13 protein-coding genes and 1 other RNA gene are annotated in these 14,436 nt (G+C 65.2%); 10 read left to right on the top strand and 4 right to left on the bottom strand.

The window, feature by feature from the left end; all coding sequences use genetic code 11:
- The first annotated feature begins 28 nt into the window (after window positions 1–28).
- The 3 genes from HWX22_RS05970 to HWX22_RS05960 all read left to right on the top strand — a co-directional run bounded on the left by HWX22_RS05970 (window position 29) and on the right by HWX22_RS05960 (window position 2,181).
- Window positions 29–1,135, top strand: coding sequence for a substrate-binding domain-containing protein (locus tag HWX22_RS05970; protein WP_175915206.1), 1,107 nt, complete (start codon window positions 29–31; stop codon window positions 1,133–1,135).
- Between the two features lie 101 nt (window positions 1,136–1,236).
- The gene (locus HWX22_RS05965) at window positions 1,237–1,506 is read left to right on the top strand and encodes a hypothetical protein (RefSeq protein WP_175915205.1); all 270 of its coding nucleotides are present in this window, start codon (window positions 1,237–1,239) and stop codon (window positions 1,504–1,506) included.
- A gap of 321 nt (window positions 1,507–1,827) precedes the next feature.
- Complete coding sequence (locus tag HWX22_RS05960) at window positions 1,828–2,181, top strand: DUF4148 domain-containing protein (protein WP_059699488.1); 354 nt, start codon at window positions 1,828–1,830, stop codon at window positions 2,179–2,181.
- 260 nt (window positions 2,182–2,441) lie between these two features.
- Here the strand turns inward: HWX22_RS05960 and ssrA are convergent.
- The 4 genes from ssrA to ompA form a co-directional block, all read right to left on the bottom strand.
- Window positions 2,442–2,811: a transfer-messenger RNA gene (gene ssrA, locus HWX22_RS05955) on the bottom strand.
- Between the two features lie 17 nt (window positions 2,812–2,828).
- The gene (locus tag HWX22_RS05950; RefSeq protein WP_175915204.1) at window positions 2,829–3,545 is read right to left on the bottom strand and encodes an HAD-IA family hydrolase; all 717 of its coding nucleotides are present in this window, start codon (window positions 3,543–3,545) and stop codon (window positions 2,829–2,831) included.
- A gap of 13 nt (window positions 3,546–3,558) precedes the next feature.
- Window positions 3,559–4,257 (bottom strand): bifunctional 2-polyprenyl-6-hydroxyphenol methylase/3-demethylubiquinol 3-O-methyltransferase UbiG, encoded by a 699-nt coding sequence (ubiG, locus tag HWX22_RS05945; RefSeq protein ID WP_175915203.1) that lies wholly within the window; start codon window positions 4,255–4,257, stop codon window positions 3,559–3,561.
- A 152-nt stretch (window positions 4,258–4,409) separates the two neighbouring features.
- Entirely contained in the window at window positions 4,410–5,078 is a 669-nt protein-coding gene (gene ompA / locus HWX22_RS05940) for an outer membrane protein OmpA (protein WP_006400736.1), read from the bottom strand.
- Window positions 5,079–5,614: 536 nt separating this feature from the next.
- On the opposite strand from ompA, the gene gyrA reads away from it, so the two are divergent.
- The 7 genes from gyrA (at window position 5,615) to cmk (ending at window position 14,401) form a co-directional block, all read left to right on the top strand.
- Window positions 5,615–8,218, top strand: a complete 2,604-nt coding sequence (gene gyrA, locus HWX22_RS05935) for a DNA gyrase subunit A (RefSeq protein WP_059816208.1) — start codon at window positions 5,615–5,617, stop codon at window positions 8,216–8,218.
- Window positions 8,219–8,301: 83 nt separating this feature from the next.
- Window positions 8,302–8,901 carry a DUF2059 domain-containing protein gene (locus tag HWX22_RS05930; protein WP_059448245.1) on the top strand — a complete coding sequence of 200 codons (600 nt, stop codon included), beginning with the start codon at window positions 8,302–8,304 and terminating at the stop codon, window positions 8,899–8,901.
- A 162-nt stretch (window positions 8,902–9,063) separates the two neighbouring features.
- Window positions 9,064–10,146: a 3-phosphoserine/phosphohydroxythreonine transaminase gene (gene serC, locus HWX22_RS05925; RefSeq protein ID WP_059530019.1), complete on the top strand. Its 1,083-nt coding sequence runs from the start codon at window positions 9,064–9,066 to the stop codon at window positions 10,144–10,146.
- A 33-nt stretch (window positions 10,147–10,179) separates the two neighbouring features.
- On the top strand, window positions 10,180–11,262 hold the full coding sequence (gene pheA / locus HWX22_RS05920) for a prephenate dehydratase (RefSeq protein ID WP_059530016.1): 1,083 nt from the start codon (window positions 10,180–10,182) through the stop codon (window positions 11,260–11,262).
- A gap of 187 nt (window positions 11,263–11,449) precedes the next feature.
- The gene (locus HWX22_RS05915) at window positions 11,450–12,376 is read left to right on the top strand and encodes a prephenate dehydrogenase/arogenate dehydrogenase family protein (RefSeq protein ID WP_175915202.1); all 927 of its coding nucleotides are present in this window, start codon (window positions 11,450–11,452) and stop codon (window positions 12,374–12,376) included.
- A 20-nt stretch (window positions 12,377–12,396) separates the two neighbouring features.
- A complete protein-coding gene (gene aroA, locus HWX22_RS05910; RefSeq protein ID WP_175915201.1) occupies window positions 12,397–13,701 on the top strand; it encodes a 3-phosphoshikimate 1-carboxyvinyltransferase in 1,305 nt (434 codons plus the stop codon).
- Between the two features lie 13 nt (window positions 13,702–13,714).
- Window positions 13,715–14,401, top strand: coding sequence for a (d)CMP kinase (gene cmk, locus HWX22_RS05905; protein ID WP_059530008.1), 687 nt, complete (start codon window positions 13,715–13,717; stop codon window positions 14,399–14,401).
- The last annotated feature ends 35 nt before the right edge of the window (window positions 14,402–14,436 follow it).

The following is a 14,436-nucleotide window of genomic DNA, read 5'->3' as shown; positions in this document are numbered from 1 at the left end:
AGTCGCAATAGGAAATCGGAGTGCATAATTGATTCGAATCGAATGCGACGCGTATCTGACCGTACGCGACACCGAGGGCCGCACCGCCAGCCTGTCGGACGTCGCCCCGTTGCTGGAGCTCGTGGCCGATACGGGCAGCATCGCGCAGGCCGCGCAGGCGAAAGGTCTGTCGTATCGGCACGCGTGGGGCCTGCTGCGGGCGCTGGAGGCGTGCGTCGGAGGCGAGTTGATCGAGACGGCGCGCGGCAAGGGGTCGACGCTGTCGGAGCTTGGGCAGGCGATCGTCGACGCGCAGCGGCTCGCGCGCAGCCGTCTCGACGGGAACCTGCGCGCGCTGGCGGCCGAGGTGGCGAGCGACCTGAACCGGCGGCTCGCGCAGCGCGACGGCGCCGTGCGCATCCATGCGTCGCACGGCTACGCGGTTGCGACCCTCGTTTCCGCGCTTGTCGATGCGCAGGCCGCCGTCGACATCAAGTATCGCGAGAGTGTCGAAGCCGTGCAGGCGCTTGCGCGCGGCGAATGCGAGCTGGCCGGTTTTCATCTGCCACGCGGCGCGTTCCGCGAACAGTGCGCGCAGATCTACCGGCCGTGGCTCGACGACACGCGCCACGTGCTGATTCATCTGACGCGTCGCCAGCAGGGGCTGTTCGTGCCGCGGGGCAACCCGAAGCAGGTCGGCGGGCTCGCCGATCTCGCCCGCAACGACATCCGCTTCGTCAACCGGCAGCCGGGGTCGGGCACGCGGATGCTGCTCGATCTTGCATTGCGCGCGATCGGCATCGATCCCGAGCGTATCGACGGCTATGCGTCGGCCGAACTCACGCATTCGGCGATCGCCGCATTCGTCGCGAGCGGGATGGCCGATCTCGGCTTCGGCGTCGAGCCGGCCGCCCATCACTTCGGGCTCGATTTCATCCCGGTCGTCGACGAGGACTATTACTTTGCGTGCGAACGCGCGCAGCTCGATTCGCGACCGCTCGCCGGCGTGCTCGCCTTGCTGCGCGATGCACGCTTCGTCGACCGCGTCGCGCATCTCGACGGCTACGATCCGGCCGCGTGCGGGACGCTGATCGGCATCGCGGAGGGATTCGCCGGTATCGCCGGGGGCGGTATGCCGGACGGCAACGCACAGTAACGGGGACGCGCGCGAACCGCGCTGCAGCAGCGAGGGATTTGCGCTACGCTTGCCGCTTGATCAACGTTCCAACAAGCACGCCGTTCAGGCGTCATCCCGCCATGAAACTATCCGTTCCCTTCTCCGCGGCAGCGTTGACCGCAGGGCTTCTTGTTGCCGTTTCGCCGTTGACGTTCGCGCAGAATTCACCGGGCGTGCCCGGCGGGATCCTCAGCGAGCAGTTCCGCCTGAACGAGCACCCGCAGATGCCGTTCGCGGCGTCTGCGCCGTCGCAGAAATACCAGGGCAGCAAGAAGTCGGCATTGCGCCGCAAGGGCGATTTGGGGGACCCGAACGGCTGCAACCTGAAGTGTCCGATGGACACTCAATAAGCAGGCGCTGACGCGCCGGGTGGTCGGCGCCGCGATCGTTTGTCCAGACCGCGCCGATGCCGCGCGGTTCTTTTCGAGCCCCGCAGGGTGTACTGCCTTGCGGGGCTCATGCTTTGTGGGGCTCGGTTCGGCCTCGCGTGACGTGGTGCGATCTTGCGGTGCTGGCCCATGTCTGCATGGATATAGGGTTAACCCTTGTTTCGGGAAGGATGTCTTCCTCAAACCTGCCTTATTCTTAATCACGTGCCTACATAAACTTCGGTTTGTCAGCGATGAACGGGTGTTCACCGCGAAATCAGACAAATCTGGAGGTAGGTCATCATGAAGTCGCTCGTTCAAGCCGTTGTCGTTGCTGCTGCTCTCGTTGCCCCGGTCGTGTCGTTCGCGCAGTCCGGCTCGGCACTCACCCGCGCACAGGTTCGCGCCGAACTGGTTCAGCTCCAGCAGGCCGGTTACAACACCGCCCGCGGCGAAGATCCGCACTATCCGGAAGCGATCCAGGCCGCCACGGCGCGTGTCGCGGAGCAACAGCGCAGCGCGCTCGCCCAGGCGCAAGGCGCCGACGCCAGCGGTTATGGCGCGCAGGTGCAGGGCGCATCGGCGTCGGGTTCGCGTGCGATCGGTGTGCGTCCGGCCAGCGCAGAAGAAATGAAGTCGCTGTATCGCGGCAGCTAAGCGGCTCGTCGCCCGGTGAGGCCGTGCTGCGGCAGCGATGATGCGTCGCGTGCCGGGCAGGGGGACCGTCCGCCGCGGTCGATCACCTCGCGGGCGACGTCGAACATCCGTCACCTCCTGCCGCTGGAATGCCGGCGGCATTCCGCCCGGCCCGTCCGAGGCCGGGCGCTTTTTCGGAGGGCGCGGGATGCTCGGCCTCTCAGGCAACAAAAAACCCGCAGACTCGCGTCGTGCGGGGTTCGTGCGTCAAGCGCGGAATTTGGTGGAGGCGGCGGGAATCGAACCCGCGTCCAGAAGCGCTCCACGACTAGTTCTACATGTTTAGTTCAGTCATTTGATTTAACCGCAGCGACGCGGACGAACACGCTGCACTACGGCGATTCGCTAGATTTTCGACCCTGGCGTCGCGACGCCGACAGGGCTTAACTGACGTAAATGACCTCTGGCGGTATTGCTACCGGTCTTGCGACACTAGCCCGTCAGTGAACTAGGCAGAGGACGGCGGCCGTTAGGCTGCCAGTGCGAACGTATCGTCGTTTGCAGTTACGATTTTCCCATTGATTAACGAGGTGACGGGTCCTCGACATGCCCTAGCCGCTTCACAACCCCTGTCGAAACCAGGTCGCCCCCGCGGATAAGATCGACCATTATAGCCCAACATCGCGCAGTAGTTCGCGCAGTTCCTGCGTCGTGCCGACCAGATGCTGCGCTTGCCAGTCGGCCGGCGCGACGCCGTCACCGCAATAGCCGTATGCGGCCGCGACCGTCGCCATCCCCGCCGCGCTGCCGGCCTGGATGTCGCGAAGATCGTCGCCGACGTAGACGATGCGCTCCGGCGCGAGCGTCATTTGTTCCGCCGCATGCAACAGCGGGGCCGGATGCGGTTTCGAGTGCGGCGTTGTGTCGCCCCCGACGATGCAGGCCGCGCGCGGCGCGAGGCCGAGCAGGTCGGCGAGCGGCGCGGTGAGGCGCATCGCCTTGTTCGTGACGATGCCCCAGCGCACGCCGCGTGCATCGAGCTCGTCGAGCACGTCGCCGATGCCGGGGAACAGCACCGTGTGCACGCAGATGTCGGTCGCGTAATTGGTCAGGAACTCGTCGCGCATCGCGTCGTAGCCGGGCGATTGCGGGTCGATGCCGAATGCTCCGCCGAGCAGGCCGCGCGCACCGGCCGATGCCAGCGGCCGCAGCACGTCGAGCGACGTTTCGGGCAGGCCGCGCACGCGCTGCATCTTGTGGACTGCAGCGGCGAGATCGGGTGCCGTGTCGGCGAGCGTGCCGTCGAGGTCGAACAGCACGGCATCGCAGTGCAGCAGGCGCGGCGCGTCGAATGCCGGCGGCTCGGTCGAAAGGGGAATCGTCATGCCGGTCGGAGGGTCACGCGCCGCGGCGGCACGCGACGAGATAGTTGATGTCGGTGTCGTTCGACAGCGCGAAGCGCTTGCCGATCGGGTGATAGGTAATACCCTTGATCTCCACGATGTGCAGATCGGTCCCGCGAATGAAGCTCGCCAGTTCCGACGGGCGGATGAAGCGCGCGTAGTCGTGGGTACCCTTCGGCAGCATCTGCGCGATGTACTCGGCGCCGATCACCGCGAACAGGTAGGACTTCAGGTTGCGGTTCAGCGTGGAGAAGAACACCCAGCCGCCCGGCTTCACGAGCGTCGCACACGCGGCGACGACGCCAGCCGGCGACGGCACGTGCTCGAGCATCTCCATGCAGGTGACGACGTCGTAAGTGCCCGGCTCGCGTTCGGCGATCGCTTCGGCGGCGATCGCCTCGTAGTCGACCGTGATGCCGCTTTCGAGGCTGTGCAGGTCGGCGACCCCGAGCGCTTCGGTCGACAGGTCGATGCCTTTTACCTGGGCGCCGAGCCCTGCCATCGATTCGGACAGGATGCCGCCGCCGCAGCCGATATCGAGTGCGCGCGTGCCGGCGAGGTGCGCATGCGAATCGATCCAGCCGAGCCGGACCGGATTCAGGTCGTGCAAGGGCTTGAATTCGGCATTCGGATCCCACCACCGATGGGCGAGGTCGCTGAATTTCTGGAGTTCGTGCGGATCGGCGTTGGTCATGTCGGCAAACGGGCTACGGAAGGAGGGCGGTGCGTCGGTACGTCAGCCCCGAGTATATAAGGGGGCGCACAACGAGGCCAGCGAGCGCCAGGACGGGCGTCAAAGAAAAAGCCCCGCCGGAGCGGGGCTTTGAAGCAGTCGAAAACCGCGGCTTACTGCGCCGGAACGGTCGTCTTCTGGACTTCTTGCGTACCGACCACTTCGACTTCCACGCGGCGGTCCGGTGCGAGGCAGGCGATCAGTTGCTTGCGATTCTTCTGGTTGCAGCCGGTCGTGACCGGGTTGCGCTTGCCCTTGCCTTCCGTGTAGATCTTGTTGGCCGGGACACCCTTGCTGACCAGGTACGACTTGACGGCTTGCGCACGGCGCAGCGACAGACGGTCGTTGTACTTGTCCGAACCGATGCGGTCCGTGTAGCCCGTAGCGACGACCACTTCCGTGTTCATGCCCTGGATCTTCGAAGCCAGTTCGTCCAGCTTTTGCTTGCCCAGCGGCTTGAGCGTTGCCTTGTCGAAGTCGAACAGTGCGTCGGCTTGATACGTGATCTTCTGGCTCGTGATGGCCGGAGCAACCGGAGCGACCGGCGGCTGCGGTGCCTGGGCGACCAGTGCGCCATCGCACTTTGCGTTGGCGGTGGCCGGCGTCCAGAACGCGTCACGCCAGCAGAGCTCGTTCGTGCCGTTCATCCACACCCATTCGCCCGTGCCGTTCACCCAGTTGTCGTTGACGGCTTGACGCGACGCCGGCACCGACTGTGCCGAAGCGGATGCAGCCATAACTGCGGTAGCTGCAATGAACGCGAGCTTTGAAAGTTTATTCATATTTCTCCTCTCGAAATTGAGATTACCGCAGGTTTACTGCGAGCCTGTTGACGGTGACAAGTCATACATTGCTCGAAGTATAACATTGGTGCGGCACAAAAAACGCGGCACCGCTCTGTGTAGACTTCGAGCAGCGTCTAACTTTCAGTGCGTTGGCATTTTGCCATATCGTTCCCTTCCTACGAAAAAAAATCCTCCCCACCCCAAGATCGCTTCAACTTTGTGGTGCATGCGCAACACCCGCCTGCCGTAACTTTTAGGGATTGTCAAGAGCGTGTCCGCGAAATTGCGTGAAAGGCGGCAAGGGTTTACGCGCGTGCGTGACAAGGAGCCGGGCGGCGCCCAAGCCTTCTGAAGGGGCGCGATCATGGCCGGTTCGGGTGCCTTTTCCACGGACGGCGATTTTTGCTGTTTACATATAGAGGGGGTGGCGAATTGGCGGCCGATGGGCGCATGTTAGAATCTCGCGTTGCGTTGCGCATGCAGCGCCCACGCGAAAGGCGTTCGCCGTCTTCGCTCCGAAACGATACGGATACATGGATCAATTCGCCAAAGAGACCCTGCCCACCTCCCTAGAGGAGGAAATGCGCCGTTCGTATCTCGATTACGCGATGAGCGTGATCGTCGGACGTGCCCTTCCGGATGTCCGCGATGGCCTGAAGCCCGTGCACCGGCGCGTACTGTTCGCGATGCACGAACTGAACAACGACTGGAACCGCGCGTACAAGAAATCGGCGCGTATCGTCGGTGACGTGATCGGTAAGTATCACCCTCACGGCGATACCGCGGTGTACGACACGATCGTGCGGATGGCGCAGGACTTCTCGCTGCGCTACATGCTGATCGACGGACAGGGCAACTTCGGCTCGATCGACGGCGACAATGCCGCGGCGATGCGTTACACCGAAATTCGCATGGCGAAGATCGGTCACGAACTGCTCGCCGACATCGACAAGGAAACGGTCGACTTCGAGCCGAACTACGACGGCAACGAGATGCAGCCGTCGGTCCTGCCGTCGCGCATCCCGAACCTGCTGATCAACGGCTCGTCGGGTATCGCGGTCGGCATGGCGACCAACATCCCGCCGCACAACCTGAACGAAGTCGTCGACGCGTGCCAGCACCTGCTGAACAACCCGGAAGCGACGATCGACGAACTGATCGAGATCATCCCAGCGCCGGATTTCCCGACGGCCGGCATCATCTACGGTGTCGCCGGCGTGCGCGACGGCTATCGCACCGGGCGCGGTCGCGTCGTGATGCGCGCGGCCACGCACTTCGAGGAGATCGACCGCGGCCAGCGGATGGCGATCATCGTCGACGAGCTGCCGTACCAGGTGAACAAGCGCTCGCTGCTCGAGCGCATCGCCGAGCTCGTCAACGAGAAGAAGCTCGAGGGCATCTCCGACATCCGCGACGAGTCCGACAAGAGCGGCATGCGCGTCGTGATCGAGCTGAAGCGCGGCGAAGTGCCCGAAGTGGTGTTGAACAATCTGTACAAGGCGACGCAGCTGCAGGACACGTTCGGCATGAACATGGTCGCGCTGGTCGACGGCCAGCCGAAGCTGCTCAACCTGAAGGAAATCCTGCAGTGCTTCCTGTCGCATCGACGCGAAGTGCTGACGCGCCGCACGATCTACGAACTGCGCAAGGCGCGCGAGCGCGGCCATGTGCTCGAAGGTCTCGCGGTCGCGCTCGCGAACATCGACGAGTTCATCGCGATCATCAAGGCGGCGCCGACGCCGCCGATCGCGAAGCAGGAGCTGATGGCGAAGCCGTGGGATTCGTCGCTTGTGCGCGAGATGCTGACGCGCGCCGAGACCGAGAATGCGGCGGCGGGCGGCCGCTCCGCGTACCGTCCCGAAGGCCTGAACCCGGCGTTCGGGATGCAGACCGACGGGCTGTACCGTCTGTCCGACACGCAGGCGCAGGAAATCCTTCAGATGCGTCTGCAGCGCCTGACCGGTCTCGAGCAGGACAAGATCATCGGCGAGTACCGCGAAGTGATGGCGCAAATCGCCGACCTGCTGGACATCCTTGCGCGCCCCGAGCGGATCACGACGATGATCGGCGAGGAGCTGACGACGGTGAAGGCCGAATTCGGCGACGCACGCCGCTCGAAGATCGAGCTGAATGCGACCGAATTGAATACCGAAGACCTGATCACGCCGCAGGACATGGTCGTCACGATGTCGCACGCGGGCTACGTGAAGTCGCAGCCGCTGTCCGAGTATCGCGCGCAGAAGCGCGGCGGCCGCGGCAAGCAGGCGACGCAGATGAAGGAAGACGACTGGATCGAGACGCTGTTCATCGCGAACACTCACGACTACATCCTGTGCTTCTCGAACCGCGGCCGCGTGTACTGGGTCAAGGTCTATGAAGTGCCGCAGGGTTCGCGCAACTCGCGCGGCCGTCCGATCGTCAACATGTTCCCGCTGCAGGACGGCGAGAAGATCAACGTCGTGCTGCCGGTCAAGGAGTTCTCGGCCGACAAGTTCGTGTTCATGGCGACGTCGCTCGGCACCGTGAAGAAGACGCCGCTCGAGGCATTCAGCCGCCCGATGAAGAAGGGCATCATCGCGGTCGGTCTCGACGAGGGCGACTTCCTGATCGGTGCATCGATCACCGACGGCGCGCACGACGTGATGCTGTTCTCCGACGCCGGCAAGGCCGTGCGCTTCGACGAGAACGACGTGCGCCCGATGGGCCGGGAAGCGCGCGGCGTGCGTGGCATGCAGCTCGAGGACGGGCAGCAGGTCATCGCGCTGCTGGTTGCTGGCAGCGAGGAGCAGACCGTGCTCACCGCGACCGAGAACGGCTACGGCAAGCGCACGCCGATCACCGAGTACACGCGTCACGGCCGCGGCACGAAGGGGATGATCGCGATCCAGACGTCGGAGCGCAACGGCAAGGTCGTCGCCGCCACGCTCGTCGACGCCGAGGATCAGATCATGCTGATCACGACCGCCGGCGTGTTGATTCGTACCCGCGTGTCCGAGATTCGCGAGATGGGACGTGCCACGCAAGGTGTTACACTCATCAGTCTCGATGAGGGTACCAAGCTCTCCGGCCTGCAGCAGATCGCAGAAGCCGAAGAGGGCGATGGCGAGGCCGACGAGGCGTCGGACGGCGAAGCCTGAAGAACGGATGAGACTCGAGCCGCCGCGCGCGCCAGGCGCCGCGGTCGGCGAGCAACCATTCATATTTCCAAAAGGGAGTGATGATGCAAAAGCAATTCAAGCAACTGGTTCTGCTGGCTGCACTGGTGCCGACGTTCGCGATGGCGCAAGCGCTGTCGAATTCCGCACCGGCTGCGACCGCGGCAGCTGCGCCGATCGACGCCGACAAGAAGGCGGCGATCAAGGATCTGCTCGACGCGATCGACGCGCCGAAGCTCGTGTCGGCTATCGGCAACAGCGCCGAGATGCAGGCAAAGCAGCTCGTGCCGGCGATCCTGTCGGACGCGCTGTCGGAAAACAAGACGCTGAACGACAAGCAAAAGCAAGCCGCCGTGCCGACGCTGCAGAAGAACGCGGTGCCGAAGCTGGTTGACGGCGCGGGCAAGGTGTTCGGCACGCAACAGTTCCAGAGCGACGCGATGTCGGCTCAGTACGACGCCTACGCGAAGTACTACAGCACGTCGGAGATCAAGGATCTGACGACGTTCTACAAGAGCCCGACGGGCCGCAAGTTCATCCAGGTTCAGGATCAGGTCGGCCGCGACGTGGTCAACGGCCTGATGCAGAAGTACATGCCGCAAGCGATCCAGGCAACGCGCGCACAGGCTGACAAGGAAGTCGCGGCAGTCAAGCCGGGCAAGTAAGCCGTCCGGGCCACGCCGCCCGGCCGTTCGGCCGGGTTTGGCGGGAGCCTGATGACAGTGCGATAATGGCCGTTTGCGCGCGAGCGCAAGCGGCCATTTCTTTTCTGGCGCGGTTCTTTCTGCCGGCGGCAAGCCGGTCGCGTCCCTCCCGAGGTTTTCACGATGCGCGTCTTTAATTTCTCCGCCGGTCCTGCGGCGCTCCCCGAGGAAGTGCTGCGGCAGGCCGCCGACGAAATGCTCGACTGGCACGGCAGCGGCATGAGCGTGATGGAGATGAGCCATCGCGGCAAGGAATTCATGTCGATCCACGAGGCAGCGCTGACCGACCTGCGCGAACTGCTCGATGTGCCGGCCAGCCACCGGATCCTGTTCCTGCAGGGTGGCGGCATTGCCGAGAACGCAATCGTGCCGATGAACCTGCTTGGTTCGCGTAAGACCGCCGACTTCGTCGTGACGGGCTCGTGGTCGCAGAAGTCGTTCAACGAAGCGAAGAAATACGGCACGCCGCATCTGGCCGCATCCGGCAAGACGGCCGACGGTTTCACGCGCGCGCCCGCCCGCGCCGAATGGCAGCTGTCGGACGATCCGGCCTACGTGCATCTGTGCACGAATGAGACGATCGACGGCGTCGAGACGTTCGAGATTCCCGACCTCGGCGACGTGCCGCTCGTCGCGGACGTGTCGTCGCACATCCTGTCCCGTCCGATGGACGTCGCGAAGTACGGCGTGCTGTTCGGCGGCGCGCAGAAGAACATCGGGATGGCCGGCGTGACGGTCGTGATCGTTCGCGAGGACCTGCTCGATCGCGCGCTGTCGATCTGCCCGTCCGCATTCGAATGGAAGACGGTCGCCGCGAACAACTCGCTGTACAACACGCCGCCCACGTATGCGATCTACATCGCGGGCCTCGTGTTCCAGTGGCTGAAGCGGCAGGGCGGCCTCGAGGCGATCGAGGCGCGCAATATCGAGAAGGCGAAGCTGCTCTACGACACGATCGATGCGAGCAGCTTCTATCTGAACAAGGTCGAGCCGGCGGTGCGTTCGCGTATGAACGTGCCCTTTTTCCTGGCAGACGAAACGCGCAACGAAGACTTCCTTGCCGGCGCAAAGGCGCGCGGGCTGCTGCAGCTGAAGGGCCACAAGTCCGTCGGCGGCATGCGGGCGTCGATCTACAACGCGGTGCCGCTCGAGGGCGTGAAGGCGCTCGTCGAGTACATGAAGGACTTCGAACAGCGCGGCGCCTGAGCGCGCGCTGTTCAAACAGCACGGCAACTACGCATGGACGACGAACTGAATTCCCGCCTGAAACCGCTGCGCGACCGCATCGACGCGATCGACGCGCAGCTGATCGCGCTCCTCAACCAGCGCGCCGCGGTGGCGCTCGAGGTGGGCGAGGTCAAGAAGCATTTCAACGCGCCGGTGTTCCGGCCGGAGCGTGAGCTGCAGGTGATCGCGCGCCTGCAGGACATGAGCGCGGGGCCGCTCGCGAGCGAACACATCAGCGCTATTTGGCGCGAGATCATGGCCGCGAGCCGCGCGCTCGAACAGACAATCCACGTCGCGTTTCTCGGGCCGGTCGGCACGTATAGCGAACAGGCGATGTTCGAGTATTTCGGCCAGTCGATCGAAGGGCTGCCGTGTCCGTCGATCGACGAGGTATTCCGCTCGGTCGAGGCGGGCGCGTCCGCATTCGGCATCGCGCCGGTCGAGAACTCGACCGAAGGCGCGGTGTCGCGCACGCTCGACCTGCTGCTGCAGACGCAGTTGCTGATCAGCGGCGAACTCGCGCTGCCGATCCATCACAACCTGCTCACGCAGAGCGGCACGCTCGACGGCGTGACGCGCGTCTGCGCGCATGCGCAGGCGCTCGCGCAATGCCAGCAGTGGCTTTCCGCGAACGCGCCGCAGCTCGAGCGGCAAGCGGTGTCGAGCAATGCGGAGGCCGCGCGTCTCGCGGCGGCGGACCCGAGCGTCGCGGCGATCGCTGGCGACCGCGCGGCCGCGCACTACGGCCTGCAGATCGCGTTCTCGCTGATTCAGGACGATCCGCACAATCGCACGCGCTTCGTGATCGTCGGCAAGCAGCCGGCTGGGCAGAGCGGTCACGACCAGACGTCGCTGATCGTGTCGGTGAAGAACGAGCCGGGCGCGGTGTTCAAGCTGCTCGAACCGCTCGCGCGGCACGGTGTATCGATGACGCGCTTCGAGTCGCGTCCGGCGCGGGTCGGCACGTGGGAGTATTACTTCTACATCGACATCGAAGGGCACCGGGACGAACCAGCCGTGGCCGCCGCGCTCGCGGAGCTCGGCCAAAAGGCCGCGTTCCTGAAGATACTCGGTTCGTATCCGCGCGCGCGCTGACGCGTAGCAGCCCGTCGCCAGCACCGAGCAGGCGGCGCGGCGAAGCGGGCAGGGCAGGCCGGGCGGCGCTGCCCAAGGCGGGTTCGGGCGGTATCCGGTGCAGGTCGCGCCGGGTGCGGGCCCGTTGCCCGGAATCTGGACTTCCGTGCGCGGGGCGTCGTTCCGCGCGCGTCACTTGGCTCTTGTCGTGTCAGGCTTTGCATTCAACAAACTTGTCATCTTCGGCGTCGGCCTGATCGGCGGATCGTTGGCGCGCGCCCTGCGCGAGCGCGCACCGGGCGGCGCGGGCGAAGTTGTCGGCGTCGGTCGTTCGCGTGCGTCGGTCGAGCGCGCCCTCGCGCTCGGCGTGATCGATCGCGCAGCGGCGCTCGACGACGATGCGCAGCTGCGCGACGCGCTCGCCGGCGCCGATCTCGTGTTGCTGGCCGCGCCGGTCGCGCAAACGGGCCCGCTGCTCGCGCGCATCGCGCCGTGGCTCGACGCTGCGACGATCGTCACCGACGCTGGCAGCACCAAGTCCGACGTCGTCATGGCGGCACGCGATGTGCTCGGTGCGCGGATCGCGCAATTCGTACCGGGCCATCCGATCGCCGGGCGCGAATCGAGCGGCGTCGAGGCCGCGCTGCCGGATCTGTACGTCGGTCGCAACGTCGTGCTGTGTCCGCTGCCGGAGAACGCGCCCGAAGCGGTTGCGCGGATCGATGCGATGTGGCGGGCGACCGGCGCCGACGTGCGCACGATGAGCACGACGCAGCACGATCGCGTGTTTGCGTCGATCAGTCATCTGCCTCATGTGCTGTCGTTCGCGCTCGTCGAGCAGATACTCGGCGAGGCGGATGCCGAACTGAAATTCTCGTACGCCGCGGGCGGCTTCCGCGACTTCACGCGGATTGCGGCGTCGAGCCCGGAAATGTGGCGCGACGTGTGTGTCGCGAATCGCGCGGCGCTACTCGATGAGCTCGACGGCTATACGCGCGTGCTCGCCCGGCTGCGTGCGGCGATCGACGCTGGCGATGGCGCGGCGCTCGAAGCCGTGTTCACGCGCTCGCGCGCTGCACGCAAGGCATGGCAGGAACGTGGCGCGCAGCCCGCTGCCGAACCGGTCAAGAAATAACAGGAAACAGGACGATTCCCATGGACTATCTCGATCTCGGCCCGTATTCCAGCGCATCGGGCACCGTGCGCCTGCCCGGCTCGAAAAGCATCTCGAACCGCGTGCTGCTGCTCGCGGCGCTTGCCGAAGGCGATACGACGATCACCAACCTGCTGGATTCCGACGACACGCGCGTGATGCTCGACGCGCTCGGCAAGCTCGGTGTGAAGCTCGCGCGCGAGGGTGACAACTGTGTCGTCACCGGCACGCGCGGCGCGTTCACCGCGAAGACCGCCGATCTGTTCCTCGGCAACGCGGGCACCGCGGTGCGACCGTTGACGGCGGCGCTCGCAGTCAACGGCGGCGACTATCGCGTGCACGGCGTGCCGCGCATGCACGAGCGGCCGATCGGCGACCTCGTCGACGGCCTGCGGCAGATCGGCGCGCAGATCGACTACGAGCAAAACGAAGGCTTTCCGCCGCTGCGGATCAAACCTGCGGCGATCACGGTCGACGCGCCGATCCGCGTGCGCGGTGATGTGTCGAGCCAGTTCCTCACCGCGCTGCTGATGACGCTGCCGCTCGTGAAGGCGAAGGACGGCAGGATCGTCGTCGAAGTCGATGGCGAACTGATCTCGAAGCCGTACATCGACATCACGATCCGACTGATGGCCCGCTTCGGCGTGACCGTCGAGCGCGACGGCTGGCAACGCTTCGTCGTGCCGGCCGGCGTCCGCTACCGTTCGCCGGGGCGCATCATGGTCGAGGGTGATGCATCGTCGGCCTCGTACTTCCTCGCGGCCGGCGCGCTCGGCGGTGGCCCGCTGCGCGTCGAGGGTGTGGGGCGCGCGAGCATCCAGGGCGACGTCGGCTTCGCGAATGCGCTGATGCAGATGGGCGCGAACGTATCGATGGGCGACGACTGGATCGAGGTGCGCGGCATCGGCCATGACCACGGCAAGCTCCAGCCGATCGACATGGATTTCAACCTGATTCCCGACGCGGCGATGACCATCGCGGTCGCGGCGCTGTTCGCGAGCGGCACGAGCACGCTGCGCAACATCGCGAGCTGGCGCGTGAAGGAAACCGACCGCATCGCCGCGATGGCGACCGAACTGCGCAAGGTCGGCGCGATCGTCGAGGAAGGCCCCGACTATCTGGTCGTCACGCCGCCGCAGCGGCTCACGCCGAATGCAGCGATCGACACGTACGACGATCACCGGATGGCGATGTGCTTCTCGCTCGTCAGCCTGGGCGGCGTGCCCGTGCGTATCAACGATCCGAAGTGCGTCGGCAAGACGTTCCCCGACTATTTCGACCGCTTCGTCGCGCTCGCCAAAGCCTGACCCGACAGTTCCGATGAAATCGACCCGACCCTTTCACCCGACCCCCGTCATCACGATCGACGGTCCGACTGCTTCCGGCAAGGGGACCGTCGCGGCGCTCGTCGCCGCGCATCTCGGCTTCCACCTGCTCGACAGCGGCGCGCTGTACCGTCTCGCAGCGCTCGCGAGCGTGCGCTACGGCATCGCGGCGGAGGATATCGATGCGCTCGTGAAGCTGATCGACGATCTTCACATCACGTTCCGCGAGGGCTGCGCGCAGCTCGACGGCGTCGACGTGTCGAACGACATCCGCGCCGAAGCGGTTGGCAACCGCGCGTCGGCGATTGCCGTGCACGGGCCGGTGCGTACCGCGCTCGTCGCGCGCCAGCGCGCGTTTCGCAAGACACCGGGCCTCGTCGCCGACGGCCGCGACATGGGCACCGTGATCTTCCCGGACGCCGTGCTGAAGGTGTTTCTGACGGCCAGCGCCGAGGCGCGCGCGGCCAGACGGCATAAGCAATTGATGCAAAAAGGTTTTTCTGCTAATATAGATAACTTGCTCCAGGATCTTCGTGAACGTGATGCGCGCGACAGCAATCGCGCGGCCGCGCCGCTGAAGCCTGCGGCAGATGCCAAGCTGCTCGATACGTCGGCGCTTTCGGTCGATGAAGCAGTCGACCAGGTGCTGCAGTGGTACCGGGCGCTCGGTCAGCCGGCCTGAGAAGGCGGGCAGCAGTAGGTGCCTCGCGCGAGAAG

It is taken from the genome of Burkholderia sp. BCC1638, assembly GCF_902833195.1.
Lineage (GTDB): Bacteria > Pseudomonadota > Gammaproteobacteria > Burkholderiales > Burkholderiaceae > Burkholderia > Burkholderia diffusa.
Note: the sequence above shows the minus strand (reverse complement) of the source record. Positions and strands in the feature narration are given on the sequence as shown.